Source organism: Caballeronia sp. LZ016 (genome assembly GCF_031450805.1).
GTDB lineage: Bacteria > Pseudomonadota > Gammaproteobacteria > Burkholderiales > Burkholderiaceae > Caballeronia.
In genome coordinates this window covers 1-26,403 of the sequence record NZ_JARTVY010000005.1, presented here as the reverse complement: position 1 = coordinate 26,403, position 26,403 = coordinate 1, and the positions used below count along the sequence as shown (strand labels likewise).

The 26,403-nt window shown below is 64.8% G+C and carries 25 protein-coding genes; 7 read left to right on the top strand and 18 right to left on the bottom strand.

Translation table 11 applies throughout. From position 1 onward, the window contains the following. The first annotated feature begins 89 nt into the window (after positions 1-89). From P9220_RS24010 to P9220_RS23985, 6 genes are read left to right on the top strand one after another with little or no spacing between them, the layout of a single operon-like run. Positions 90-1,319, top strand: coding sequence for an efflux RND transporter periplasmic adaptor subunit (locus P9220_RS24010; RefSeq protein ID WP_404989573.1), 1,230 nt, complete (start codon positions 90-92; stop codon positions 1,317-1,319). A 46-nt stretch (positions 1,320-1,365) separates the two neighbouring features. Next, the gene (locus tag P9220_RS24005) at positions 1,366-4,572 is read left to right on the top strand and encodes a multidrug efflux RND transporter permease subunit (protein WP_309768294.1); all 3,207 of its coding nucleotides are present in this window, start codon (positions 1,366-1,368) and stop codon (positions 4,570-4,572) included. 1 nt (position 4,573) lies between these two features. After that, complete coding sequence (locus tag P9220_RS24000) at positions 4,574-6,067, top strand: efflux transporter outer membrane subunit (protein WP_309768293.1); 1,494 nt, start codon at positions 4,574-4,576, stop codon at positions 6,065-6,067. Next, positions 6,064-7,350, top strand: a complete 1,287-nt coding sequence (locus P9220_RS23995) for a paraquat-inducible protein A (protein WP_309768292.1) — start codon at positions 6,064-6,066, stop codon at positions 7,348-7,350. The genes P9220_RS24000 and P9220_RS23995 overlap by 4 nt, the downstream gene beginning before the upstream one ends. Then, complete coding sequence (locus P9220_RS23990; RefSeq protein ID WP_309768291.1) at positions 7,347-8,948, top strand: MlaD family protein; 1,602 nt, start codon at positions 7,347-7,349, stop codon at positions 8,946-8,948. The genes P9220_RS23995 and P9220_RS23990 overlap by 4 nt, the downstream gene beginning before the upstream one ends. Beyond that, positions 8,948-9,529 (top strand): PqiC family protein, encoded by a 582-nt coding sequence (locus P9220_RS23985; RefSeq protein ID WP_309768917.1) that lies wholly within the window; start codon positions 8,948-8,950, stop codon positions 9,527-9,529. Before P9220_RS23990 ends, P9220_RS23985 begins: the two co-directional genes overlap by 1 nt. Positions 9,530-9,837: 308 nt before the next feature. On the opposite strand, the gene P9220_RS23980 is transcribed toward P9220_RS23985, so the two are convergent. From P9220_RS23980 to P9220_RS23930, 11 genes are all read right to left on the bottom strand, one after another. Further along, positions 9,838-10,314, bottom strand: coding sequence for an OmpA family protein (locus tag P9220_RS23980; RefSeq protein WP_309768289.1), 477 nt, complete (start codon positions 10,312-10,314; stop codon positions 9,838-9,840). After that, positions 10,311-10,865 (bottom strand): M35 family metallo-endopeptidase, encoded by a 555-nt coding sequence (locus tag P9220_RS23975; RefSeq protein WP_309768288.1) that lies wholly within the window; start codon positions 10,863-10,865, stop codon positions 10,311-10,313. The genes P9220_RS23980 and P9220_RS23975 overlap by 4 nt, the downstream gene beginning before the upstream one ends. Before the next feature lie 132 nt (positions 10,866-10,997). Next, positions 10,998-11,531 (bottom strand): PAAR domain-containing protein, encoded by a 534-nt coding sequence (locus P9220_RS23970; RefSeq protein WP_309768286.1) that lies wholly within the window; start codon positions 11,529-11,531, stop codon positions 10,998-11,000. A gap of 202 nt (positions 11,532-11,733) precedes the next feature. Then, complete coding sequence (locus P9220_RS23965) at positions 11,734-12,699, bottom strand: hypothetical protein (protein WP_309768284.1); 966 nt, start codon at positions 12,697-12,699, stop codon at positions 11,734-11,736. 56 nt (positions 12,700-12,755) lie between these two features. Continuing rightward, positions 12,756-13,538, bottom strand: a complete 783-nt coding sequence (gene fabI, locus P9220_RS23960) for an enoyl-ACP reductase FabI (protein ID WP_309768282.1) — start codon at positions 13,536-13,538, stop codon at positions 12,756-12,758. Further along, positions 13,535-14,728 carry an acetate/propionate family kinase gene (locus tag P9220_RS23955; RefSeq protein WP_309768281.1) on the bottom strand — a complete coding sequence of 398 codons (1,194 nt, stop codon included), beginning with the start codon at positions 14,726-14,728 and terminating at the stop codon, positions 13,535-13,537. Before P9220_RS23955 ends, fabI begins: the two co-directional genes overlap by 4 nt. 4 nt (positions 14,729-14,732) lie before the next feature. Next, the gene (locus tag P9220_RS23950) at positions 14,733-15,671 is read right to left on the bottom strand and encodes a phosphate acetyltransferase (RefSeq protein WP_309768280.1); all 939 of its coding nucleotides are present in this window, start codon (positions 15,669-15,671) and stop codon (positions 14,733-14,735) included. A gap of 10 nt (positions 15,672-15,681) precedes the next feature. After that, entirely contained in the window at positions 15,682-18,006 is a 2,325-nt protein-coding gene (locus tag P9220_RS23945) for a DUF3141 domain-containing protein (RefSeq protein ID WP_309768279.1), read from the bottom strand. A gap of 250 nt (positions 18,007-18,256) precedes the next feature. Beyond that, entirely contained in the window at positions 18,257-19,060 is an 804-nt protein-coding gene (gene ppk2, locus P9220_RS23940; RefSeq protein ID WP_309768278.1) for a polyphosphate kinase 2, read from the bottom strand. Between the two features lie 19 nt (positions 19,061-19,079). Then, positions 19,080-19,337: an RNA-binding protein gene (locus P9220_RS23935; RefSeq protein WP_309768276.1), complete on the bottom strand. Its 258-nt coding sequence runs from the start codon at positions 19,335-19,337 to the stop codon at positions 19,080-19,082. A gap of 132 nt (positions 19,338-19,469) precedes the next feature. Continuing rightward, a complete protein-coding gene (locus tag P9220_RS23930) occupies positions 19,470-19,658 on the bottom strand; it encodes a DUF2964 family protein (RefSeq protein WP_309768275.1) in 189 nt (62 codons plus the stop codon). Between the two features lie 184 nt (positions 19,659-19,842). Between P9220_RS23930 and P9220_RS23925 the strand changes: the two genes are divergently transcribed. Next, a complete protein-coding gene (locus P9220_RS23925; RefSeq protein ID WP_309768274.1) occupies positions 19,843-20,829 on the top strand; it encodes a hypothetical protein in 987 nt (328 codons plus the stop codon). Between the two features lie 9 nt (positions 20,830-20,838). Here the strand turns inward: P9220_RS23925 and P9220_RS23920 are convergent, their stop codons facing one another. From P9220_RS23920 to P9220_RS23890, 7 genes are all read right to left on the bottom strand, one after another. Continuing rightward, entirely contained in the window at positions 20,839-21,219 is a 381-nt protein-coding gene (locus tag P9220_RS23920; RefSeq protein ID WP_309768273.1) for an RT0821/Lpp0805 family surface protein, read from the bottom strand. Between the two features lie 13 nt (positions 21,220-21,232). Further along, positions 21,233-21,736: a hypothetical protein gene (locus P9220_RS23915; RefSeq protein WP_309768272.1), complete on the bottom strand. Its 504-nt coding sequence runs from the start codon at positions 21,734-21,736 to the stop codon at positions 21,233-21,235. Further along, positions 21,733-22,320 carry a hypothetical protein gene (locus P9220_RS23910; RefSeq protein WP_309768916.1) on the bottom strand — a complete coding sequence of 196 codons (588 nt, stop codon included), beginning with the start codon at positions 22,318-22,320 and terminating at the stop codon, positions 21,733-21,735. Before P9220_RS23910 ends, P9220_RS23915 begins: the two co-directional genes overlap by 4 nt. A gap of 38 nt (positions 22,321-22,358) precedes the next feature. After that, positions 22,359-22,832, bottom strand: a complete 474-nt coding sequence (locus P9220_RS23905) for a YMGG-like glycine zipper-containing protein (protein ID WP_309768270.1) — start codon at positions 22,830-22,832, stop codon at positions 22,359-22,361. Positions 22,833-22,848: 16 nt separating this feature from the next. Further along, a complete protein-coding gene (locus P9220_RS23900) occupies positions 22,849-23,778 on the bottom strand; it encodes a DUF2950 domain-containing protein (RefSeq protein ID WP_309768268.1) in 930 nt (309 codons plus the stop codon). Between the two features lie 10 nt (positions 23,779-23,788). Next, complete coding sequence (locus P9220_RS23895; protein ID WP_309768267.1) at positions 23,789-25,051, bottom strand: DUF3300 domain-containing protein; 1,263 nt, start codon at positions 25,049-25,051, stop codon at positions 23,789-23,791. Between the two features lie 380 nt (positions 25,052-25,431). Further along, the coding region (locus tag P9220_RS23890) for a 2-hydroxyacid dehydrogenase (RefSeq protein ID WP_309768265.1) at positions 25,432-26,403 on the bottom strand (972 nt) is incomplete at its 5' end.

Genomic DNA, 26,403 nt, shown 5'->3' with positions numbered 1-26,403 from the left:
GCCATCCCACGGGGGAGGCGCTCATGGCGTTGGTGTCGGAACGAATAGTGAATGGCTGGTTCGCGCGGGCATCGCAGGGATTGCATCGGATGCGGATGCGCGCTCATCGCTGTCTGCCGGTCGCCGCGCTGGCCCTCGTCTCGCTGGCCGCCTGCAGGAAGCCGCCCGCCGAAGCGCCCCGCGCCGCCGTCGACGTAACCGTCGTGACGGTTGCCGCGAAGTCGACACCCGTGGAGTTCGAATTCACCGCGCAGACACAAAGCTCGCGTGAAGTGGAGATACGCGCGCGCGTCGATGGCTTCCTGGAAAAGCGCATGTATACGGAAGGCGCGCTCGTCGAAGCCAACCAGATCATGTTCCTGATGGACAAGCGCCCCTTCGAGGCCGCGCTGCAAACGGCCAAGGGCGCGCTGTCGCAACAGCAGGCGCGGCTCTTGGTCACGAAGCAGAACCTCGCGCGCGTGAAGCCGCTTGCCGCGATGAACGCATTGAGCAAGAAGGATCTCGACGACGCCGTCGGCAACGAGAAAAGCGCGGAAGCCGCCGTGATCGCCGCGCAAGGCGAAGTGCAGACCGCGCAGCTCAATCTCAGCTATACGACGATCCGCTCGCCGCTCAAGGGCCTGTCCAGCTTCGCGCGCGTGCAGGAAGGCAGCTACGTGACGCCGACGCAATCGGGGCTGCTCACGTATGTGTATCAACTCGACCCGATGTGGGTGAACTTCAGCATCTCGGAGAACGAGTTGCTGACGTATCGCGAACAGATACAGAAAGGCCAGTTGCGTTTCCCGCCCGACAACAAGTTCGATGTGACCGTCATTCAGGCCGATGGCTCCGTCTATCCGCAGACCGGCCGCATCGACTTCACGAACCCCGCCTTCAGCACGCAGACAGGCACGTTCCTCGTGCGCGCATCGTTCTCGAATCCGAAGGGCACGCTGCGTCCCGGCCAGTTCGTGAAGGCGCGCGTGTCGGGGGCGCTGCGGCCCAACGCGATCCTCGTGCCGCAGCGCGCGGTGCTGCAAGGCGCGAAAAGCCACTTCGTGTGGGTGCTCGACGATCAGTCGAAGCCGCATCAGCGGGTCATCGAAGTGGGCGAATGGCACGGCGACGACTGGTTCATCACCAACGGTCTCAGGGCGGGCGAACGCGTGATCGTCGATGGCGCGATTCGCGTCGGCGCCGATTCGCAAGTGCGCGTCGTGAGCGCGCCGAACGATGGCGCACCTGCCGCCGCGCCCGCCTCCGCTGCGATGTCGGCGTCGGGCGCGCAGGCGTCGCTCGGCGGCGCGAAGCCATCGGGTGAGCGGCAGCAATAGGCCAGCCGAACGAAATCAGCGGCGCCACGCCGAGCGGAAGAGGCCAATGAACATTTCACATTTCTGCATCGACCGCCCGATTTTTGCCTCGGTCATCTCGATCATCATCACGCTCGGCGGCGCGCTGACGATGCTCGCGCTGCCGACCGCGCAATATCCCGACATCACGCCGCCGCAGATCACCATCTCCGCGACGTATCCCGGCGCGAGCGCAGAAGTCGTCGCGAACAACGTGGCCGCGCCGATCGAGCAGCAGGTCAACGGCGCGGACAACATGATCTACATGAGCTCGTCGAGTTCATCGACGGGCAATCTCACGATCAACGCGTACTTCGAGATCGGCACGAACCCGGAACTCGCACAAGTGGACGTGCAGAACCGCGTGAACCTCGCGATGCCGCAGCTGCCGCAATCGGTGACGGCGCAGGGCGTGCAGGTGCAGAAGAAGTCGCAGGCGTTCATGATGGTCGTCGCGATCTATTCGCCCGACGAGCGCTACGACGCCACTTACATCGCCAACTACGCGAACGTCTATGTGCTCGATGCGCTGAAACGCATTCCCGGCGCGAATCAGTCGAGCATCTTCGGCACGCCGGACTACGCGATGCGCATCTGGCTCAAGCCCGACCGCATGGCGCAGCTCGGCATCACCGCCGCCGACGTTCAGCGCGCCGTCGCCAATCAGAACCAGCAGTTCGCGGTAGGCCGTCTCGGACAATCGCCGACGGGCGCGCCGGTCGAGCAGTCGTTCGCGGTCACGACGACCGGGCGTCTCACCGAGCCTGCCGAGTTCGAGAACATCATCATCCGGGCGGAATCCGGGGGCGCGGCCATCGTGCGGCTGAAGGACGTCGGGCGCGCGGAACTCGGGCAAAAGGACTATTCGATCCGCAGCCGATTCCAGGGCAAGTCGGCGACGGTGCTCGCGGTGTATCAGCAGCCGGGCGCGAACGCGCTCGACGTATCGAAGCAGGTGCGGGCGCGTCTTGCCGAGATGAAGAAGACGTTCCCGGAAGGCATCGATTACCAGATCGCGATGGACACGACCGAGTTCACCCGCGCGTCCATCTCCGATGTCGTGCATACGTTCTTCGAAGCCGTGGTGCTCGTGGTGATCGTCGTGTTCGTGTTCCTGCAAAGCCTGCGCGCGACGCTGATTCCGGTGCTCGCGGTGCCAGTGTCTATCGTCGGCACGTTCATGGGCATGGAGGCGCTCGGCTTCTCGATCAACATGCTGACGCTGTTCGGCATGGTTCTCGCGATCGGCATCGTGGTGGACGATGCGATCGTCGTGATCGAGAACGTCGAGCGCAACATGACGGTCCACAAGCTCGACCCGAAGGCCGCCGCCAAGAAGGCGATGGACGAAGTCGCGGGACCGGTCGTCGCCATCGTGCTCGTGCTGTGCGCGGTGTTCGTGCCGGTGGCTTTCCTCGGCGGCATCACGGGGCAGATGTACAAGCAGTTCGCCATCACCATTGCGATATCGGTGGTGATATCGGGCATCGTCGCGCTCACGCTTTCGCCCGCGCTGGCGTCGCTGCTGCTCAAGCCGGGGCATCACGAGAAGAAAGGTTTCTTCCGCTGGTTCGACAACCAGTTCATGCGGATGACGCACGGCTATACGCGCGTCGTGCGGCTCATCATCCGGCGCTTCGTGATCGCGCTGCTGCTCTTCGCGGGCATGATCGCGCTCGCCGTCGTGATGATGAAGGACATCCCCACGGCATTCCTGCCGCCCGAGGATCAGGGCTATCTGCTCGGCGCGGTCATCATGCCGGATGCGGCATCGCTCGATCGAACCGGCGCGGTGTCCGACCGCGTGACCGAATACTTCATGAAGCAGCCGGCCGTCGGCAGCATCGCGACGGTCGACGGCTTCAGCCTGCTCGACAGCCAGAACAAGAACAACGCATCGACGTTCTTCGTGGGGCTGAAGAGTTTCGACGACCGCTACACGTCCGCGAACATCCGCACGCAGAACGCCCGCGCCGTGCTCGTCGATGCGTACAAGGCGCTCTCGCAGATCAATCAGGGCATCGTGGTGCCGCTGAATCCGCCGTCGATTCCGGGGCTCGGCACGACGGGCGGCACCGAAATGTGGATACAGAGCAAGGGCGACACGACCATCTCGCAGTTCGCGGGCGTCGTGCAGGATTTCGTCGTCAAGGCGAAGTCGCGGCCGGAGCTGACCGGCGTCACATCGACGTTCAACGCGTCGTCGCAACAACTGCTCGCCGATGTTGACCGCGACAAGGCCGAGACGCTCGGCGTGCCCGTCGAAGACGTCTATAGCGCGATGCAGACGATGTTCGGCTCGCTCTACGTCTCGCAGTTCAACCGCTCGAGCCGGCTGTGGCAGGTGATCCTTCAGGCTGAGCCGTCGTATCGGCTGAAACCCGAGGACCTCACGCAGATTTTCGTGAAGAGCAAGACGGGCAGCATGGTGCCGCTCAAGTCCGTGGTCAACACGCGCTACGTGACCGGGCCCGATCTCATCACGCGCTTCAACAACTTCCCTGCGGTGAAGATCACCGCGAACGCCGCACCGGGCTATTCGTCGGGCCAGGTGATTCAGGCGCTCGAAGAAGTCGCCGCGGGGCTGCCGACCGAATACGGCATCGCGTGGAGCGGCGAGGCGTTCGAGGCGAAGCAGTCGGGCGGCACATCGGGTCTCGTGTTCGTGTTCGGGCTCATCATGGTGTTCCTGATTCTCGCCGCGCAATACGAAAAGTGGAGCCTGCCGCTCGGCGTGCTGATGGCCGTGCCGTTCGCGATCTTCGGCGCGCTGCTCGCCATCCTGCTGCGCGGGCTCAATAACGACGTGTACTTCCAGATCGGCCTGACGATGCTCGTCGCGCTGGCCGCGAAGAACGCGATCCTCATCTTCGAGTTCGCCGTGCTGAACGTGGAGTCGGGCAAGTCCGTGTTCGAAGCGACGATGACCGCCGCCGAAGAACGCCTGCGTCCGATCGTGATGACATCGCTCGCGTTCATCCTCGGCTGCGTGCCGCTCGCCATCGCGACGGGCGCATCGGCGAACAGCCGGCATTCGATCGGCACCGGCGTGATCGGCGGGATGCTCGGCGCGACGGCCATTGCCGTCTTCTTCATTCCGATGTTCTTCTGGGGACTCGAAACGATGTCCGCGCGCAAGAAGAAAAAGGCCGGCCAGGCTGCCGCGCCGGCGCCCGCGCAAGCTCACGGCGGCGGCCCGGACGCGACGCCGTCCGCTCCGGACAAGGGGCGCTGAGATGCGGGCCGACCGGTTTTTTCGCACACTGTCGGGCGTGCTCGCCGCCGCATCGCTCGGCGGCTGCCTGCTCGGGCCGAACTATTCGCGCCAGCCGGTGGAGACGCCGGCGACGTATCGTTTCGCCGCCACCGATGTCGCCGATACCGCCAACACCGAATGGTGGAAGCAGTTTCAGGACCCCGTGCTGGACGAACTGATCGCAACCGCGCTCGCGAACAACAAGGACGTGAAGATCGCGGCGGCGCGCGTCGAACAGTTCATGGGCCAGTTCGTCACGACGCGCTCGGCGCTCTTTCCGCAGATCGGCGCGGGCGCGACGGCGTCGCGGCAACGCTCGCCGATCCCGGCGCTCCAGCAGTTGCCGGGCGGCGTCGGACCGGTCTATAACAGTTTCGAACTGTCGGTGTCGGCGGCGTGGGAACTCGATCTCTTCGGGCGCACCCGACGCCTGACGGAAGCGGCGCGCGCCAATCTTCTCGCCAGCGAAGAAGGACGCCGCGCCACGATTCTTTCGCTGGTGGCGTCGGTGGCGTCGTCGTATCTGAACCTGCGCAGCCTCGACAGGCAACTCGAAATCGCCAGGGCGACGACGGAAAGCCGCGCCGAATCCGTGCACGTGTTCACGCTGCGCTTCGAAGGCGGAGAAGTCTCGCAGATGGAACTCGCGCAGAGTCAGTCCGAATACGAAGCCTCGCTCGCGACGATCCCCCAGCTCGAAACGCAGATCGCGCAGCAGGAAGACGCGCTGTCCATCCTGCTCGGCAGCAATCCTGGCCCGATCGTGCGCGGACTCGACCTCGGCGCGCTCGCGACACCGGTGATACCGGCGGGCTTGCCGTCCGACCTGCTTGAACGGCGCCCGGACCTGCTGCAGGCGGAACAGGACCTGGTCGCGGCCAATGCGCTGATCGGCGCGGCGCGTGCGCTCTACTTCCCGCAAATCTCGCTGACGGGCCTGCTCGGCACCGCGAGCACGCAGTTCTCGTCGCTGTTCACGGGGCCGGCGCGCCTGTGGTCGTTCGCGGGTCAGGTCACGCAGCCGATCTTCACGGCGGGCAACATCTCCGGCCAGGTGCAGACGGCACAAGCGCAGCAACGCGCGGCGCTGCTCTCGTACCAGAAAGCGATACAGGTGGCGTTTCAGGAGGTCGACGACGCGCTCATTCAATCGCAAAAGCTGCACCAGCAACTGGAGGTGCAACGCCGCCAGGTGACGGCGCTTTCGACCTATGCAACGCTCGCGCGGGCGCGCTACGAAGGCGGCTATACGAGCTACATCGAAGTGCTCGACGCCGAGCGCAGCCTCTTCAACGCGCAACTGTCGGAGACGCAGACGCATGCCGCCGCGCTGGCGTCGTTCGTCACGCTCTACAAGGCGATGGGCGGCGGCTGGGTCATGGCCGCGGACAAGATGACGACGCAGACGGCGACCACGCCCGCCGATGCCGCCGTCGGCAAGCCGGCTGCATCCCCGGTAGAGACCGTGCAATGAACACGGCGATTGCGGCGGCGCGGGATCGCGGCGACCTGATTGCGTGTCCCGAATGCGATCTGCTGCAGCACGAGCATCCGGTGCCGCCCGGCGGCGCGCTGCGCTGCTGCCGATGCCGCGCCGTCCTGTACCGCCGGCGTCCGCGCGGCTTCGACCGCGCCCTCGCCTGCGCGCTCGCGGCCTGCGTGCTGTGGCTGATCTCGAACGCATTTCCGATCGTCGGGCTGTCGGTGAAGGGCGATCTCGTCGAGACGACGCTCTTCGGCGCGGTCCGCGTGCTGTATCGCGACGGCATGTGGCCGCTTGCGGCACTGATTTTCGTCACGACGATCCTGATGCCCGCCGCGCACGCGCTCGGCATGGTCTGGCTGCTGCTGCCGCTGCACGTGCATCGGCGGCCGTATCGTGCCGACGCGGTGTTCCGGCTGCTGCGGATCGCGCGCGAGTGGGGCATGACCGAAGTGCTGATGCTCGGCCTGCTCGTCGCGGTCGTGAAGCTCGCGCATATCGCATCGGTGGTGACGGGGCCGGCGCTATGGTCGCTCGCCGCGCTGATGCTGCTGCTCGTCGCGGCGGCGTCGGCGTTCGACGAGCGCGCGATGTGGCGCGGCATCGACAAGGCGTCGCAACTGACGCCGGAAGGTGCGCCGCTCCTCGGGCGCACGGCATCGTCGAGCGGCATCTGCGTGTGTCATGACTGCGGGCTCGCCACGCGCGGCGCGCTGCGGCGCGGACATCCGTGCTGCCCGCGATGCGGCGCGCGGCTGCATCCGCGCAAGCCGGCGAGCCTTTCGCGCACGTGGGCGTATCTGATCTCGGCGGCGGTGCTCTACATACCGGCGAACACGCTGCCGGTGATGAACACGAGTTCGCTATTCGGGGCGCAGAAGGACACGATCATGAGCGGCGTCGCGTATTTGTGGACATCCGGATCGTGGCCGCTCGCGATCATCGTGTTCATTGCGAGCATCGCCGTGCCGATGCTCAAGATTCTCGCCATCGGCTATCTGGCGGCGAGCGTCAATCTGCGCATGACGCAGTACACGACGCAACGCGCGCGCATCTACCGCATCGTCGAGATGGTCGGACGCTGGTCGATGCTCGATATCTACGTGATCGCCGTGCTCGTCGCCCTCGTGCAATTCAGCGCGATGGCCACGATCGAAGCGGGGCCGGCGGCGATCGCGTTCGGCGCGGTCGTCGTGCTGACGATGCTCGCCGCGATGTCCTTCGATCCGCGCCTGATCTGGGACACGAGCGATGCGAAGGAGACGCCGCGATGAGCACCCCCGGCGACATCCCCGATGCCGAAGTCGTGCCGAAGAAGCGCTGGCGCATCCCGTGGATCTGGGTCGTGCCGGCCGTCGCGGTGGTGATCGGCATCTGGCTCGCGGTGCAGACGGTGCTGGAGAAAGGCCCCACGGTGACCATCACGTTCAAGACCGGCGAGGGGCTCGAAGCGGGCAAGACCAAGATCAAGTTCAAGGACGTGGACATCGGCATCGTCAAATCGGTGGTGCTGTCGAAGGACTACACGCGCGTCGTCGCGACGGCGGAGCTCACGCGCGATACCGCGAACATGCTCGTCGACGACACGCGCTTCTGGGTCGTGCGTCCGCGCGTGGCGGGCGGCTCCGTGTCGGGCATCAGCACGCTGTTGTCGGGCGCGTATATCGGCATGGATATCGGGCGCCAGAAGAACGTGCGGCGCGAGTATGTCGGACTGGAGACGCCGCCGGTATTCGCGAGCGACGTGCCGGGACGGCAGTTCATCCTGCGCTCGGCCGACCTCGGTTCCGTCGATGTCGGCACGCCGGTGTATTTCCGCCGGCTGCAAGTGGGCCAGGTGACCTCGTTCGAGCTCGACAAGGACGGCAGCGGCGTCACGCTGCACGTGTTCGTCAATTCGCCCTACGACCGCTACGTGAACGCGGATTCGCGCTTCTGGCAAGCGAGCGGTGTCGACGTGACGCTCGGCACGGACGGCCTCAAGGTCAACACGCAATCGCTCGTGTCGATGCTGGTCGGCGGCCTCGCCTTCGAGACGCCCGCGGTGTCGCTGAACTGGGCGCAGGCCCCCGCCGATACGAGCTTCGCGCTGTTTCAGACGAAGGCCGAGGCGTTGCGCGTGCAGGAGCGCATCGTCGAGACTTACGTGTTCAACTTCAAGGGCTCGGTGCGCGGTCTCGCGATTGGCGCGCCGGTGGAGTTCCGGGGTATTTCCATCGGCGAAGTGTCGGCGATCAACACGCGCTTCAATCCGGCGACGGGGCAGATCAGCATTCCGGTAGAAGTGAGGCTGTATCCGGAGCGATTCACCTCGCGCTTCGCGTCGGGGCCGAAGGGCGGGCGCATGGTGAGCGACCCGAAGGCGCTCGCGGATATGCTGGTCGCGCACGGCTTGCGCGGACAGTTGCGCACCGGGAGCCTGTTGACGGGGCAGTTGTACGTGGCGCTGGAATTCTTCCCGAACGCGAAGAAGGCGAGCGTCGACTGGAGCCGCACGCCGCCCGAATTGCCGACGACGCCGAGCGGGCTCGATTCGCTGCAGGATTCGATCAACCGCATCATGACGCGCATCGACAAGCTGCCGATCGAGCAGTTGACCGCCAGCGCGCAGCAGACGCTCGACAGTACCAGCCGGCTCATGCAGAACCTCGACACGCAGGTCGTGCCGCAGGCCGCGACCACACTGATGGCCGCGCGCGCCGCGCTCGACGCCGCGCATTCGACGTTGCTGCCCGGCTCGGGCCTGCAGCAGGACACGACCGAGGCGATTCGTGAACTGACGCGCACGGCGGCGTCGTTCAGAAGCCTCGCGGACTATCTGCAGGAGCATCCCGAAGCGTTGCTGCGCGGGAAACCGGAGGACAAGAAGTGATGCGCTCTGCGTGCCTTTGCATGGTGACGGCGGCGGTCATTGCCGGATGCGCTTCGCCGCGCGCGAGCTTCTATCGGCTGAGCGCGGACGACACGCTCACGGCGACGGCTGCGCGCGCGCCGGCGCGGCCGGTCATCGTCGGTCCGGTGACGGTGCCCGATCTCGTGGATCGTCCGCAGATCGTCACGCGCAACACGCGCAACGAAGTGGCGCTGAATGAATATGCGCGCTGGGGGGAGCCTTTGAAAAGCAGTATCGCGGATGCGATCGCCGGCGATCTGACGCTGCTGCTCGGCTCGGACCGCGTGGCGGTGGCGTCGCGTGCGATTCCTGAAACGCAGGCGCTGCGGGTGCGTGTCGATATCCAGCAGTTCGAATCGATTCCGGGCGATGCAGTGTTGATCGACGCGCGCTGGAGCGTGCGCGGCACGATGGACGATCCGGGCGCGACGGGGCGTTCGCTCGTGCGGGAACCGGTGAACGGGCCGGATTTCGATGCGCTCGTGGCGGCGCATAGCCGGGCGATGGGGCGGGTCAGCAGGGAGATTGCTAACGCGATCGGGGGAGAGCGGCAACCTTGAGGGCAACGCCTGCGATCATTCACACACGTTGCTGCCAGGACCCGGCAACGCTTCGATGAGCAACTGAAACCTCTCCGATGCCGGAACGGTCGTGCTCGCTTCCCACTTCTCGTAACTGACGTTGATTCTGCTGTCAGCAACTCCGCCCGAGTGCAGAAACGTCCGCAAAGACGCGAGACGCATCTCCGCAAGCTGGCGACCATTGATTTGGGCTTCGTCGATTTGCACATAGATAACTAACGTACCACGCATTGTTATCGACATTTCTCATCGCATCTGCCGGCGATTCCCCGGGCGAGCCGCTTCTTCTATCGCACGATCCTGGAATCTGGCAAGACGCGGGGATCGTCACATAAGCGGGCGCAGTCATCATCGCATTTAGGGTAGAAATCGACGGCAATCGACCTCAACTCGTCCAACGCTTCCTTGTTCGGCGCAACCGGTTTTTTGTACACCGGAGATTCCACGAATATGTTGCTTTCCTTCAATCCCAACTGCAGCAGAATGCGCTTTACGGCTTCGGCGCGAGCCGATGACAGAACGCTCGGGCGACGCTCTGTTCCTAATGCAGGCGTCGAGACACTTGCAATAATCTCCGAAACCGGCCAGCGTCTCGCACGCAGGACCGTGTCGACAAGCCTAAGTCGTGCGGCGTTCCCCATATCAACCACGTTAAGCGGCGTGGTCTGTTGAAAGCTCTCTGATATGGTGCACGCGTAAAGCGGTTGAGTGGCCAGTACGATACCTGCATAGAAGAGCGACAGTGCTTTGAGAAAACTCATCATGCGTAAAAGCTCGCATCGGTTCCCAGATCTATTCCATCAAAGTGAGCAACATAGCAGGCGATGTTGTCCGCATTTCTGACAGCCTTATCGGAATGCCCTTTTGTCCAGATTTCCAGTCCTTTTCCAGTACCGTACATGTTGTCCAGTGAGTCAAACGTATCGATATAGTGCGAACACTCGTGAATGATGACCTTGACCTTGCAATCACGCCGCAAGTCGGCCGCTGGTAACGTGCAGAAATGCGAGAAGAATTCGATGACACGTTTCGACGACTCAGGCTTGCAAACGGCTGCGTCGTTTGTTCCCGTATCGACAGTTGGAATGCAACTCACTGTCTTCGCGAGCTCGTCGTCGTAACGCACCATGTTTTCGGGCTTCAGTTCTCTCATGGCGGCGTGAAGTCGCGGAAGCGCTTCTAGCAGTATATTGCGTGTCTCTTCGTCGGCTCTATCGAACCACGTCATGACACGGATCTTCTCGGCGGTCCAATTGGTCTTCAGCGCAACGATCCGGTCCTCGACCATTCGCACTCCAATGTCTCTTAGCTTCATGACTAGCTTCCGGAACTGCGCGTTAGTCATGTTGTGGCAAATCGGTCTAAGATTGACATCGACGACGACCGAAGAGTCCGGAACCGCGTTCGTCTGTAAATGGGCAACGTCGAAACTTTGTACTTCCGGCAATTAATATTCCCCGATAATCGACAATACGAACGTATCCGGCTGTTCGGTATTGAACCGTTGAGTGCGCCCTTCAGTGTCAGTCGTTCCAATAACGACCTTGCCCGAACGACTGTGAATACGATACGTGATACCCGCGAGCGGCTGACCTGTCTCCGAATCGCGGAGAATGACCTGCTCATCATAGATAGCAGACCCCGCTTCGATTGACTCCGCCGTCGCGCTATATCCCATGCTAGCCAACTCGTGCCCTTCGAACGACTGGGACATCGTGTTCTGCGACGCGATCATCGTGGGGAAAGGGGAGCACTGGCACGCGCACAGATCCCCGTCGAGTGCCGCTGTCTTGCCCATCATCGTGCCCGGACGCCGCGGGCCTTTTGCAATGATGTGCCCGGTTGTCTTGCACGCGCCACATGAAACGCTCGCGCCGATATAGGTCAACGCAGTGCCGTGGTGCGAAGCGCGGTCCTGACCCTCGAGAACCACGCCGCCAGCGGTCGACTTGTCGCCGACCTTTAGAAAGTAACGTTTCATAGGCTTGGGTAGGCAGAAAGTGGAAACCGGCCATGCAAAACTGGCGACCGACAATTCCGCCTGATCAATCGCATAAGCATGCAGCGGTGCAACCTTACGCCGTCTACTCTGGCCGGTGTATGGCTTTTCGTGAAATCTCGCCTTGCACGCTTGACAATTGGCAGCCGTTAAGCAGCCGAAATGACCCCGAGGGCAACGCGCCTCACAACACCCAATGCACCGCATCATCCAGCGCAGTCCCGGCAGGCGGCATGTCGCGACGCGCGATCCGCACGATATCCACCGCACGTGTCTCAGGCGGCTGCATCGGCAGATGCGCGAGCACGAGCGTCAAATCGGCGGCGTGCTCGTCGCTGCCCTCCTCCACGATCAGGTTCATCTGATTCACACGCAACCCGCGCTGCGTGATGCGGATCAGCGCCGACGGCTCCGCGAACACGTCGACGATCGCGCCCAACTGTTGCTCGACCGCTTCGGCGCGCGAGCCGAGCGCGGCCAGCGCGCTTTCGTTATCGGCGATATCGCGTTGAAGCCGCGCGAAGTCCGTCGATGCATCGCCGAATGCAGCCGATGCGCCGCCCAGCCCCGACATCCCCGCGCCGCGTCGTCCGAGCATCTGCATGCGTGCGGCGAGCAGCGCCCGCGCTTCCTGTAGCGCCTCGCGTTGCGCTTCGTGCGCCGCGACGCGGGACATGCCTTCGAGCGCAAGCTGTTCGATCACGCGCAACACGATCTCCCGCCTGAGCGCGGCATCGGTCTCATCGCAGATGCGAATGCGCTTGTCATCGAAACTCACTGCGACGCGCGGCACATCCGAGCGCAGCACGCCGCCTTCGCTAGCCACGGCCAGCACACGGCGCTCGGCAAAGCGGCTGCTCAACACCGCATAGGCGTGTTCCGCGGCGTAATGCGTATCGAACCAGCCGCGCAACTCGTGCGACTGGCCGATGACCCGCGCGATGTCGTCCGCAGTCGCGAACATCGCACGAAGATACGGATCGTCGGCCCATGCGGCGGGGGTCGCGTCGCGCGGAGCGGGCAACGCATCGACGAGTTCGCGCGCATAACGCAGCGCCGCGCCGACGCCCGACGCAAGCCGCGCCTCATGGCGATTCGCAAGCCGCACATGCGGCGCAATCCGCAGAACGCGTTCGAGCGCTTCACGCACGTCCGCATGCGTGGCGCGCGCATCATCCGTATTCCTGAATATTCGGCTAAGGAAGCTCATCCCATGATGTGCACGCCGCCATCGACGTAAAGCGTCTCGCCCGATACGCGCCGCGCATACGGCGTCGCGAGAAACGCACACGTGAAGCCGACGTCCATGATGTCGACCAGTTCGCCGAGCGGCGCACGCGCGGCGGCCTCGGTCAGCAACAGGTCGAAGTCCTTCAGTCCGGACGCCGCGCGCGTCTTGAGCGGACCGGGCGATATCGCATGCACGCGGATGCCCCGAGGACCGAGTTCGTAGGCAAGGTAGCGCGCGCACGCCTCGAGCGCCGCCTTCACGGGACCCATGACGTTGTAGTTCGGCACGACCTTGTTCGCGCCGTGATAGCTCATCGTGAACATCGTGCCGCCGTTCCTCATCAACGGCGCCGCAAGCCGGGCCATCCTCACGAACGAATGACAGGAGATGTCCATCGCCGCGGCAAAGCCCTGCGCCGAGCAGTCGAGCAAGCCGCCCTGAAGATCGTCCTTCGGCGCCCATGCAATCGAATGCACGAGGATATCGAGCGCGCCCCATTCGCGTTCGATGCGCTCGAACACCGCATCGAGCTCCTCCTGCCGCGATGCGTCGAGCGCCATGAAGATCGGCGCTTCGAGTTGGCGCGCGAGCGGTTCGACATGGGGCTTCGCCTTGTCGCCGGCATACGTGATGGCAAGCTCCGCGCCCAGCTCGCGGAACGCCTTCGCGCAGCCATAAGCAATCGAATGCTCGTTGGCGATTCCTGTCACCAGCGCCTTCGCGCCCTTGAGCGGCGGTTGCGGTGCGTGTTGCGTCATGCCGGCCCTCCGTGCGTCAGCGCCAGCGTATGACGCGCGATCATCAGTTCCTCGTTGGTCGGGACCACCCATGCGCCGACCCTGCTCGCCGGCGTGCTGATGCGCGGGCCGCCGCGTGCGTTGGCGTCGTCATCGAGTTCGATGCCCCACCATCGCGCCTCTTCGCACACACGCCGCCGGATCTCCGCCGAATGCTGACCGATGCCCGCGGTGAACACGAGCGCATCGAGGCCGTGCAGCGCGGCGCTCATCGACCCGAGCTCCCGGCAGATGCGGTACACGTAGAGATCGACGGCAAGGGCGGCGCGCGCGTCGTCGGCGGCGAGCAGCGCACGCATGTCGCCCGAGATGCCCGATACGCCGAGCAAGCCCGAGCGCCGATACAGCAGGTCCTCGATTTCGCGCGCATCCATGCCCAGCTCGTCGAGCAGATAAAGCACGACGCCGGGATCGAGCGTGCCGCAGCGGGTGCCCATCATGAGGCCGTCGACAGCGGTGAAGCCCATCGTGCTCGCCACGCTCTTGCCCGCCAGGAGCGCGCACAGGCTCGCACCGTTGCCCAGATGCGCGACGACGGTGCGCCCCGCCGCCGCATCCGGTGCGATGGCCGGCAGCACGCTCGATATGTACTCGTACGACAGGCCATGAAAGCCGTAACGACGCACGCCCTTCTTCGTCACCGACTCCGGCAACGCGAACGCCTGCGCGAGCGGCGGTTGCGTCGTGTGGAAGGCGGTGTCGAAACAGGCGACTTGCGGCATCGAGGGCATGCGCTCGGCGATGATCCGTATCGGCCTCAGATTGTGCGGCTGATGCAGCGGCGCGAGCGGCGTGAGCGCGTCGAGCTCGTCGACGACATCGGCGGTCGCGAGCACCGGCTGCGTGAAATGCGCGCCGCCATGCACCACACGATGCCCCACTGCGACCAGATGATGACCGACGCCGAGTCCGCGCAGGAACGCCGCGATATGCGTGATGGCTTCGGCGTGCGCAAGCTGCGCGCCATCGCCCCAGACGTGTTCGCCGACGGGCTGCCCGTGGGCGTCGAACGCGGTGAAGCGCGGGGAACTGAACAGCCCTTCGACCTGCCCGTGCGTGAGAAGCGCGAGACCATCCGGGCCGTTGGGATCGAACGCACAGAACTTCAGGCTGGACGAACCCGCGTTGAGAACGAGAATGAGGTCGGCCATCGCATTACCCCAGCACTTGCGCTTCTTCGCGGCGCTTCGCCGCGACGAGCGACGCCACCGCGCACGACGCCAGCCGCGATTGCAGCGTATCGGCCCGGCTCGTGAGAATGATCGGCACGCGCGCGCCGAGCACGATGCCCGCCGCATGCGCGCCCGCGAGAAACGACAGGCTTTTCGCGAGCATGTTGCCCGCTTCGAGGTCCGGCACGACGAGCACGTTCGCGCGCCCCGCGACCGGCGAATCGATTTTCTTGGTGCGCGCGGCTTCGGGGTCGATCGCGTTGTCGAGCGCAAGCGGGCCGTCGACGAGCGCGCCGGTGATCTGATGCCGGTCCACCATCTTGCAGAGCGCGGCGGCTTCGAGCGTCGACGGGACCTTCGGGTTCACCGTCTCCATCGCGGAGAGTATCGCCACGCGCACTTCCGGCATGCGCAGCGCATGGCCGAGATCGATCGCGTTCTGCAGGATATCGACCTTGTCGGCGAGCGTCGGTGCGATGTTGATCGCCGCATCGGTGATGAGGAGCACGTTCTCGTGGCCCGGCACGTCCATCAGGAAGCAATGGCTCACGCGACGCGCGGTGCGCAGGCCGCCTTCGCGCGCGACCACGGCGGCCATCAGTTCGTCCGTGTGCAGGCTGCCTTTCATCAGCGCTTCGGCCTTCGCTTCGCGCACCAGTTCGACGGCCAGCTTCGCAGCCGCATGACTGTGCGGAGCATCGACGATCGGGAAGCCGGCGATCTTCAGGCCGCATTCTTCCGCCACTTCGTGGATGCGCTCGCGCGGCCCGACCAGATGCGGCGCGATGAGGCCCATTCCCGCCGCTTCGACGGCGCTCTCCAGCGATGTGCGGTCACACGGATGCGCGACGGCCGTCGCGAGCGGCGGCAGCGTTCTGCAGGTTTCGATGAGCCGCTGATACTTCTCGTGCGTATGCTCCATGACACCTCCTTCAAAGCGCCTGCGCCGATCCTTTGACCGGCTTCGTCTGCTTCATCTGCTTCGACTGCTTCGCGGACTGCACGGGCAGAACCGCACGGATGCGTGCGAGCATGTCGCGCTGCGCGTCGCTCGGCTCGGTGCTTTGCACGCGGCTATCGGCGAGCAGGGTGTCGAGCAGCGTCATGAGCCTCTTGCGATCGTCGGGCCCGGCGAGCAGATCGGGCAAGGTCGCGAGCGCCTGCGCAGGCTCCAGGCGCACGATGATCTCCTGCTCGCCGCGCAGCCGCCGCCATGCATCCGGCGGCATCTGCGGCACGTATTGCGCGTACTCTCGCGTGAGTTCCTGCCGCAGCAGCATGCGGGCGAACGGAATCGGCTGGCCGTGCTGCATCAGGAGGCACGCCACGCGCGCGAGCGCTTCCGGATAGCCGCCACGCGCGATGCCGGCCAGCGCTTCCTGCACGAAAGGCAGATCGCGCGGATCGGCGGGCTCGTGCGTGGCCGCCGGGCCATCGGCGGTTTGCCCGCGATGAACCGGGAGCATGTTCCCGTAGATGGAGAAGAAGAGGCTCTCGGTGGCGGCGTCGCGCATCGCACGATAGAAGTCGAGGCCCGCGCTCAGCATGTCCGATCCGCAATGCTCGGCCGCGTGCCACGCGCCCGGTGCGGCAGCGGGCTTGCGCTGCGCCTTGACCGCATCGGCGGCGGGTCCGAGCCACGCGAGCCAGGGATTCAGATCGGACATCATCCAGCGCTGTGCGCGCAACGGATGAAACTGCCGCAGGAAAGTCGCGGTCACATCGTTCGACATCGCCTGCACGAACGGCTGCGCGAAAAGCTCGTAGGCGCGCTGATTGAAATCCGACACCTGTTGCACCGCCCTGAACGGCAACTCGTCGGCGCGCTCGAAGCGATTGAGGCGCGCAGCGACTTCCTCGAGCCGATGCTCGCGGAACGTGACGTCGTATTCGATGCTGCCGTCCGCCGCCTTGCGCTCCGCGATCTCCATGCCATACAACCCCGGTGGAAACGACTCGATCGCCTCCAGCACGGATGCGATCTGCGTGTATTCCTTCTTCGCGACCTTGCCGCTCACGAAGATGCCGAGGTGCCCGATATCCTGATGCATGAGCCCGACGATCACCTGCCCGCGCGACTTGATTTCCTCGGTGCTGCCGTAGATATCGGCGACCCAGTTGAACGCCTGTTGCGGCGGCGTGATGTTGTCGCCGAGCGATGCGAACAGAACGATAGGCGACCTGATCGCGCGAAGATCGAACGACACGCCTTCCATGCCGCGCACTTCGCCCGACCACAGCTTGTTGCCGACGAAGAGATTGCGCGTGATCCATTCGATCTTGTCGCGGTTCATCAGGTAATACGCGCCCCACCATCGTTCGAAATCGAGAAAGCGCGGCGGCTCGCTGTCGATGTTGGCGAAGAGGTGGTAGTACTTGTCCCACAGGCTGTTCGCGGGGTTGAGCGATTCGAAGTTCTGCACGAGATGCGCGCCGTCGAACGTGCCGTTGCCGAGGTCCGCCGTGAACGACGCGAGCCACGTGCCGCCCAGCATGCCGCCGGAATAGCGCATCGGGTTGTCGCCCTCGCCTTCGCTCCATGCGCCGCTCCAGTACGACATCGGCGCACCGTTGATGACGAGCGGACCGGTTTCGTCCGGCTCGGAGCTGGCGAGCATCATCGCGGCCCAGCCGCCCTGGCAGTTGCCGACGATCGCGGGCTTGCGGCTATCCGGATGCAGCGCGCGCACGTGCTTCACGAAGCGCTGTTCGGCGGCGCAGACATCGAGCAGGGTCTGGCCCGGCTGCGGATCGCGAAAGAACGTGACGAAATAGACCGGATGACCCGCACGCAATGCGACGCCCACTTGCGAGTCGTCCTTGAAGCCGCCGATGCCGGGACCATGTCCCGCACGCGGATCGATGATGAGGTAAGGCCGCTTCTTCTCGTCGATCACGACGCCCTGCGGCGGCACGATACGCAGCAACGCATAGTTCACCGGCCGTGCGAAGCCCCGGCCGTCGAGCAGCATCTCGTACTGGAAATGCAGCACCGGTTCTGAGCCGCGCTTCGCCTGCTCGACGAACTGGTTGCCGCGCCGGCGCAACGTATCCCAGAAGAGTATCGAACGCTGAAACACATCGACGGCATAGTCATAGCCGTTGAAACTCGCGTGGCCGTTGTCGAGCAACTGCTTGCCCGCCGCGCGGACACGCTCGCCGTATTGCTGCTGCGCGGTTTGCGCGCGCTTCTGGAACACCCGTGTGACTTTGCCCGCGATTGCCTGGCTGCGAGCGAGCTGATCGGCATACGTCATGGCGTGGCCTCCGCGACGAGAGCTTGAGAGGGAAACGCTTACAACAGATGCGGGGGCATGTGACGGCTTATTGAATTCGTTCAGCCCAACTGATCGAAGACACGACATGGCATAGATACCATCGACAGAATCGGCGTGCAACGTCGCATTGCTGTCACGGGAATTCCCATGCGTGGGATCGAGCGCCGGTCATCGAGCGTGAAGCAGGCCGTGAAGCAGGCCGTGAAGCAGGTCGTGAAGCAGGCCGTGCCTAATACCGCTCGGGCACGTACCGCAAGGGACGATCGCTCTCGCGATAGCCATCGGGCTTCTGCCGCTTCGGCAGCTTCACCTTCTCGCGCGGAACGTCGGTGTAGGGAATGTTCGTCAGCATGTGGCTGATCACGTTGAGCCGCGCGCGCCGCTTGTCGTCGGAGCGCACCACGTACCACGGCGCGTGCTCGGTGTCGGTGGCCGCGAACATGTCGTCGCGTGCGCGTGAGTAGTCGTACCAGCGGCTATAGGAGCGCAGGTCCATCGGAGAGAGCTTCCAGATCTTGCGCTCGTCATGAATGCGCGCTTCGAGACGGCGCGTCTGTTCTTCCTGTCCCACTTCGAGCCAGTATTTCAGCAGGATCACGCCGGAATCGATGATCGCGCGCTCGATGAGCGGCACGCCGCGCAGAAACGTTTCGGCCTGTTCCTGCGTGCAGAAGCCCATCACGCGCTCGACGCCCGCGCGGTTGTACCAGCTCCGGTCGAAGAGCGTGATCTCGCCCGCCGCAGGCAGATGCGGCAGATAGCGCTGCATATACATCTGCGTCTTTTCGCGTTCGGTCGGCGCGGGCAGCGCCACCACGCGGAAGATGCGCGGGCTCACGCGCTCGGTGATCGCCTTGATGGTGCCGCCCTTGCCCGCGCCATCGCGTCCTTCGAACACGACGCAGACTTTCGCGCCCGCATGCACGACCCATTGCTGCACCTTCACGAGCTCGACGTGCAGGCGCGCCAGTTCCTTCTCGTACGCCTTCGCGCTCAGACGCTCATGTTCCGCGACGGCTTCATCGGCGTTCATCGCGTGTCTCCCGCGTCATTCACTGCTCATGGCGTTCGGGCACCACCTGCACCACGAGCTTGCGATTCTTCCAGAGCATGTTGTGCAGGCGCGGCTGGAAACGGCGCAATATGTGCGGCTCGACCTTGTCGAACGTCACGACCGCCGCCGGATGCTCACCGGTGCCGGGCACGCGTCTGATGGAATCGAAAGAAGGAAATCCGTACTTACAGAGGAACTCGCGGATCTCGTCATCCGTCGTGTCCTCTTCGACATTGCCTAGCCAGAGATCGCCCATTGCGAAGCCCTCCATCGCCTGGCGGACTGTCCCGCCGCTTCATTCAGCATCCGATTCGCCCGCCCGCCCGCGTTTCCAGCCTTTATAGCGTAGTACACATTGGGGCCGATCATCACGCCCGCGCGCATTTTTCTACTTGCGTTGCGCGAGCGGATTGAGCGCGGCCACGAAGACGACGATGCCGATGGCAAGCGCGAGCATCCCGTAGCGGAACTCGGGCCGCACGTCGTAGATGAGGCCGTGGATGGTCCCGTAAAGCCCGCCCAGCCAGATGAACACACCGATGGCCGCAATCACCATTCGAAGCTCGCTTCGTTGCATCGATGCCTCCGTGACATGCGTGATGCGTTGGACTTGGCGCGCGTGAACGCTTGCATTACATTCGTTGCGTGTGCATTCCAGGTCAGCGCGCGGTCAATCGCTTTGCTCGTATAACCGAAGATGGCGCCCGAAGCAGCGCAACGCGCAGCCATCAGCCGTTCAACGTACAGCCGGGACGCCCCGCATGCAAATGCCGATACGCTCACTGCGCCGGTCCTGCGCCGCGCCGCTGCTCGCGCTCACGCTGGCCGGCGCGTGCACGGCAGCCCTCGCGCAAGCAGCGCCGCCCGCTTCGGGAGACCGCACCGTCATCGCCGGAAACGTGAAGCGCTACGCCGATGCCGTGCTGGCCATCATGTCCTACACCGCCGTGCCCGACGTGACGACCAGTTCGCTCTCGATCAACAGCGGCACGACCGGCGACCCGGGCTTCGGCCAGACCCAGCTCGGCGGCGGCTTCACGCTCAGCAAGTCCTTTCCGCTCTATCTCGAAGGCACGCTCGCCTATAGCCGCTACGATCCGACCTTCATCGCCACCGACGGCGCTCAGCAGCGCGCCGTCCCGACGCGATGGAACACCGCGAGCACCACAGTCGGCATCGGCTGGGACTTCCCCATCACCGACGAGCTGCGCTTCCGGCCGATACTCAACGGCATGGTCGGACGCGTGGCGAGCGACCTGCGCATTGCGCAAACGGTTTTCAATCACGTGGCCGATGCGAACCTCCGGTTTCTCGAAGACGGCGCGCTCAATGCGTATGGCGTCGGCGGTTCGGTGATGCTCGATCTGGAGCATTATCGCGAGCACTACGAAGTCGATGTCAAACTGCGCGCCACCGACATTCATCTGCGCAGCTTCGGCAGTTCGTCGGAAGCGGTGCAAGGCTCGGCCAACGCGCAGCAGTTCAGCCTGTGGGCGCGCTGGCGTGCGCCGACCGGCCTCGTCGCGCTCGACAAGCCGCTGCGCTACGTGCTCGAAACCGCCTACACGCACTACTTCGGCGACAGCGCCGGCGCGCTCGGCTTCAACGATCTGACGTCGCTCGGCGTCGGGCTGGAGCTCGACAGCAGCAAGTACCCGGTCGTCATCACGCGCACGCGGGCGATGGTCCGGTACGTCTTCGGCCACAACGTGCACGGCGTGTCCTTCGGCTTCGCCGTCAGCTTCTGAATGGCGCCGCTACTTCCTCTTGATGCGCCACTCGCCGCTGGCGGACTTGCACGCCGTCGGCGTCCACGTTTGCGTCTGTCCCTTAGCGACGGCCACGAGCGTCACCTGACGGCACCGGTCGCCGCCGTTCGATGTCGTATCGCGCGGCGTCACGGTTCCGTCGATATGCACCGGATTGCCCGTGCCCTCGTTGCTCCACTTCGTCGTTTCGCCGTCCTTGTTCGATTCGAGCGCCTGTTGCGCCGCGCGATTCAAGGCCTGCCGGTCGGGCGGCTTCATGTAGCTGATCGGCGTGTCCTTCAGGAAGTTGAGGTTGTTGGCGAACGCGCTCGCGCAAGAAAGGGCGAGCGCCGCCCACACGAAGCATCGCAAGAGACGGGGCGCACTCATCGCTGAGTTCCTCTCATAACACGTTCCGCTGGCTCGGATCGTAGCGGGGATCGGGCTGCTTCTGCGTCTGCCGGAGCACGCCCTGCGGGTCGAAATAGAAATGGAACAGCAGATGGTCGATGTTGTTCTCGACGTACCGATACGACCACACTTCCCGATCCATCCGCTTGAAATACGATGTCTCGAACGGGCGGCCGAAGTGCGTGAGCACGTCCTCGCGCGTCCACTTGCCGATCTCCGCGCGATAGAACTCGTTGTCCTGAAGCACTTGCCGCACGCTCAGGACCTTGCCGGATGCGTCGACATCGACGGCCGTGGTGGTCGAGCCCATCGGCTGAGTCGGCCACATCAGGCGCTTGCCGCCGCCGGGCAGATCGTAGCTTTCCTTCGGCGGGCCGAGCCGCGCGACGATGCCCTGCTGATCCATGCCGGCGTCGACGCGCGCCTCCTGCTGCGCGCATCCGTTCAATGCGAGGATGGCGCAGGCGAGTGCAAGGCGCTTGCCGATGCGTTTCATTGCGTCGTCGCCGGCTCGACGGAAATGGCCAGCGCTTCGGTGAAGACCGCCTTCACCTGATTGCCCTTCCTGACCTGCTTCAGGCGGTCGGGGTCCTCCACCAGCAGATGCACCGTCTCGCCGCGCGGGCCGCGCAGCGTCACGGTTTTCGTGTCGCGATCGACCGCGACGACATCGGCGATGATCGTCACTTCGCGGCCGATCTCGCCGCCCGGCTTGGCGCCCTTCGGCGCACGGGCTTCGATGTCCTTCTCGGTGCGCGAGAGCGCGGTCTTCGCATCGACGAGGCTCAGCGTCAGCGATTCGCGATACTGCGTCGTGACCACATCGCCGATCCTCAACTGGTCGAAATTGCGCGCTTCCTGCGTCACTTCGAGTTCGAGCACCTTGCCCGCCTTCGTCTTGAGCGTGACCGTGCGCGTGGCCGGGTCGATGCCGACGATCGTCGCCGTCACCCTGGCGACGCCCTGCACCGATGCAGTGCCCGGTCCTCTCACGATGCTCATGTCCGTTTCCGGCTCGGCGGACAGCGCGCTTGCGGATATCGCAAGGCATGACAGCAGCAGCAGGCTCATGCGCTTCATCATCTCGCTCCTTTGCGACGATCGTGACGGTTCGAACGTTACTGAATCGAATAGCCGCGCCCTTGCATGCACGCCGCCCACGCACGGTAATACGTGGACATCGCGCCCTGGCTCTGCGCCTGCGCGTTGGCCTGCTGTTCGCGCCGGTTCTGCCGCGCGCGCACGCCGCCCGCCACGGTGCCGGCCGTCGCGCCGATGGCCGCGCCCTTGCCCGCATCGCCCGCGATTGCGCCGATCACCGCGCCGCCCGCAGCGCCGCGCGCCGCGCCGCCCACGCGCTCGCCGCCGCCGACAGCCGGGCCGTTCTGAGGCGGCGGCGCGGTCGATGCCGTCGCCGGATCGATACCCGTATTGCTTTTCGCCCAGCTATAGCACGCGCCATCGTCGTTCTGTTGCTGCTGCGCGCTCTGCCCTTTCGACGGATACGCGATGGGCTTGCCTTGCGCCATGACGTCGAGCGTCAGGACGGCGATCACGATGGCACAGCTTCCTCGCACTGCCTTTGCGTTCATGGCAACTCCTTCTATGTCACGGGTCCTGCACGCGCGTCCAGGATGCGTCCGGATCGAACTCCGTCAGCGGCGGCGCGGATGCGCCCCGGTTCTTCTGATACACCACCCCGTTGTTATTGACAATGAAAGTCATGACGCCGCTTTCGCCGTATTGCGCCGGATACGCGGCCATCGCGAAGCCGGCCAGCATGCGGCCGTTGATGAGGTAGCTGAACGCGCCACCCGGTGCGTTCTTTCCCTGTCTGGTCAGGATACGGAAGTGATATCCGTGATAAGCGTCGCCGGGTTTTCGATCCTTGAAATAATGCGAGCTTGCGGCGATCAACGGCCCGAACGGGCTCGCTTCCTCGCCGCGCGCCGGATCGGCGGGCCAGTACAGGCCGTCCTGCTTGCCGGGAGAGCTGCCGAGCTTGCGCGCGTATTGCAGCACGCCGTCGCCCATGCGGTCGCGCGTCGCGTATTCGCGCTGGGCATCGAGATACGCGCGCAGCACCTTGATCGCCTCGCGTTCGTTGGCCCCGATGCGCCGGTCGAGCACCTCTTGCGCGCCTTCCTCGGTCGCGAAACGCCATGCGCCGTGTTCGCGCACGAGCGGTATCGGCATGGGCCACGCTTCATCGCCGATACGCAGGATGCGCCGGTCGGGCGACGTCTCCACGAGCGCATGGAACGTCTTCAGTTCGCGCAAGGCGTTGGCGCGAAGCTCGCGGTTCTCCGCTTCGTCGGACGTGACGACGAGCCGCTTGTGCGCTTCCCCGAAGATCGCGATGAGCGCATCGTCGTCATTGGACTGCAGGGCGTGTTCGAGAGCGCCGACGGCTTCTTCGGGCGTCGCGAAGGTGCGCTGCTGATCGGCCGCCGACGCGCGATGCAGCGGAAGCAGCAGCGAGAGCGACAGCGCGACGGTCATCCATGCGCGGACGAAAGCGACAGTCCGATGGTTCATGGCGCGCCTCCTAACGACGGCCGCCACGGCCGCCCCCGCTGAAGCCGCGGCCGCCGCCGGAGAAGCCGCCGCCCGAGAAGCCGCCGCCGGCACCGCGCCCGCCGCCCGAATAGCCGCCTCGACTCGAGAAGTCGCGGCCGCCTTGTCCGGCGCTCGACATCGACTGGCGGCTGGCCGCGCCGCGTGCGCTATCGGCGCGCGCGGTTTGCGCGGAGCCGTAGCCGCTGAACGCATCGCCTCCGCGTCCTTCGAAGCCGCCTGCGCCCGGCGAGCGCGACGCCGCTTGCGTCGAAGGCGTTGCGCCCGGTGTGCGCGCGCCGACACGCTGCGTGCCGCCCGACGCCGCGTTCGTGCCGATACCGCCGCCGCCCGCACGCGATGGCGCATCACCGACGCGCTGCGTCGATGCGCGCGCCGCCCCGCCCGACACCTGCCCCGGCTTTTTCTCGGAGCGCCAGGCGCTCGATTGCGATGCCGTCGTCGAACGGTTGGCCTGCCGCTCGCTGATGTTGCTCTTGACCTCGCTGCGATTGATGTTCTGCTCGCGATTGATGTTGATCGTATTGTTGCCGCCGTTGTAGTTGGTCTCGTAATGTCCGCCATGCCATGCGGCCGTGATCGCGGCGCCCCACACCAGGCCGGTCGCGAACGCCGCGCCGGGCGCATACGGGTAGTAGTAGACCGGGTAGGGGGCGGGCGCATAGGCATAGACCGGCGTCGGGCTGCTCACCACGACCGTGGACGGGTTGTACTGCGGCACGTAGATCACTTCCGGGTTGGACGGCACGATCCTGATGACCTCCTTCTCGACGACGACCGTCTGCTTGTCGTCGGTCTTGAGATTGCCTACCGATTGCGTCTGCCGCCTGAAGCGCTGCACGCCTTCGAGCACTGCGTTCTGATCCGCGACGACCGCCTCCCCGAGCGCAACCGTCCAGTCCAGTTCGCTGCTCATCTTCCTGACCACTTCCGGATAGTTGAGCAGCGCCTTCACCGAGTCGTGCCACGCTTCGTTCACGGGCAGCTCCTTCTCGGTCTTCCTTCGGTCGATGAAGCGGTCCGCCTGCACGACTTCGATCGGATAGGTCGACGCGGGAAGAATGATCGCGACGAGATCGTCGGGATAGAGCGCGATGGGCCCGACGAGCTTGTCCACTTGCGCGGACGACAATGCAGCCGGCTCCGCGCCGCTCGCCGCCGGAGCCTGAGCATGAGCGGCCGTTCCGCAGACGAGCGCCCCCGCGATGATGAGCGCAATAAGGTGGTGTCGCATCGTCGTCAACCGGCGAGCCGGTCATGCATCGAACGCCGTCTGCCGGCTGCCGTGCCGGCGCGTTTCGACGCCATGACGTCGTGTCGCAGACTTCTGGTCTGCACAGCGCGCCCCCGTCCGTTGCGCGGGCGCGGCCCGGCAAGCGGCGCGAACGCGATCATCGCGTGATGCGGCCGCCTGCTTTATCTTCTTCGAATGCCCTCCTTGCGGCTGCGGCCTTCTTGTCCTGTGTCTTCCTTCTTGCTGGCCGCCGCTTGCAATCCGCTCGTCTCGATCTGCTTACATGCCTCACGCGCCGCGCGGCTTCATCGCACGATGAAACGCACTTTGAAGATATGCAAACGCCATTGCGATTTCAAGCGTCGCGGACATCGGGTTCTTCAGCTCGCTTTCACTTCGTTTTCCAGCGGCCGATCCTTCTCGAAGGCCGTCACGCTTTGCAGCGTCGTCTCGCAGATGGTCGTCAGCGCCTCGCGCGTCAGGTACGCCTGATGCCCTGTCACGATGACATTCGGGAAGGAGACGAGACGCTGCATCACGTCGTCCTGGATGATCTCGTTCGACAGATCGCGGAAGAAGAGACCGCCCTCCTGCTCATAAACGTCGATGGCGAGGCCGCCCAGCTGGCCGCTTTTCAGCGCCTCGATGACGGCTTCCGTATCGATCAGCGCGCCACGGCTCGTGTTGATGAGCAACGCGCCGGGCTTCGCGCGCGTGAGCATGTCCGCGTTGATGATGTGATGCGTCTCGGGCGTCAGCGGGCAATGCAATGAAATGATGTCCGCTTTCGAGCCGATCTCGCCGGGCTTCGCATAGCGTCCGCCGAGCGCCTCGAATTCGGCGGAGTGATACGGGTCGTAGCCGATCACGTCGCACCCGAAGCCGATCATGATCTGCGCGAACACGCAGCCGATCTTGCCGGTGCCGACCACGGCGACCGTCTTGCCGAACAGGTCGAAGCCGATGAGGCCATCGAGCGAGAAGTTGGAATCGCGCGTGCGGTTGTACGCGCGATGCACCTTGCGGTTGACCGCGAGCAGCAGCGCGACGGCGAATTCCGCGACCGAGTTCGGCGAGTACGTGACCACGCGCGCCACCTTCATGCCGAGCCTCGCCGCTGCCTGCAGATCCACGTTGTTGAAGCCCGTGCAGCGCAGCGCGAGCAGCCGTGTGCCGCCGCGATGCAGCGCTTCGAGCGTCGGCGCGTCCGCCTTGTCGTTGACGAAAATGCAGACCGCGCCGAAGCCGGCGGCAAGCCCGACGGTATCGGGACCCAGCTGAACGTCGAGATACCGCAGCGTGTGCTGTTCGGTCTTGTTCGCCTCGTCGAGAAACTTGCGTTCGTAAGGCGT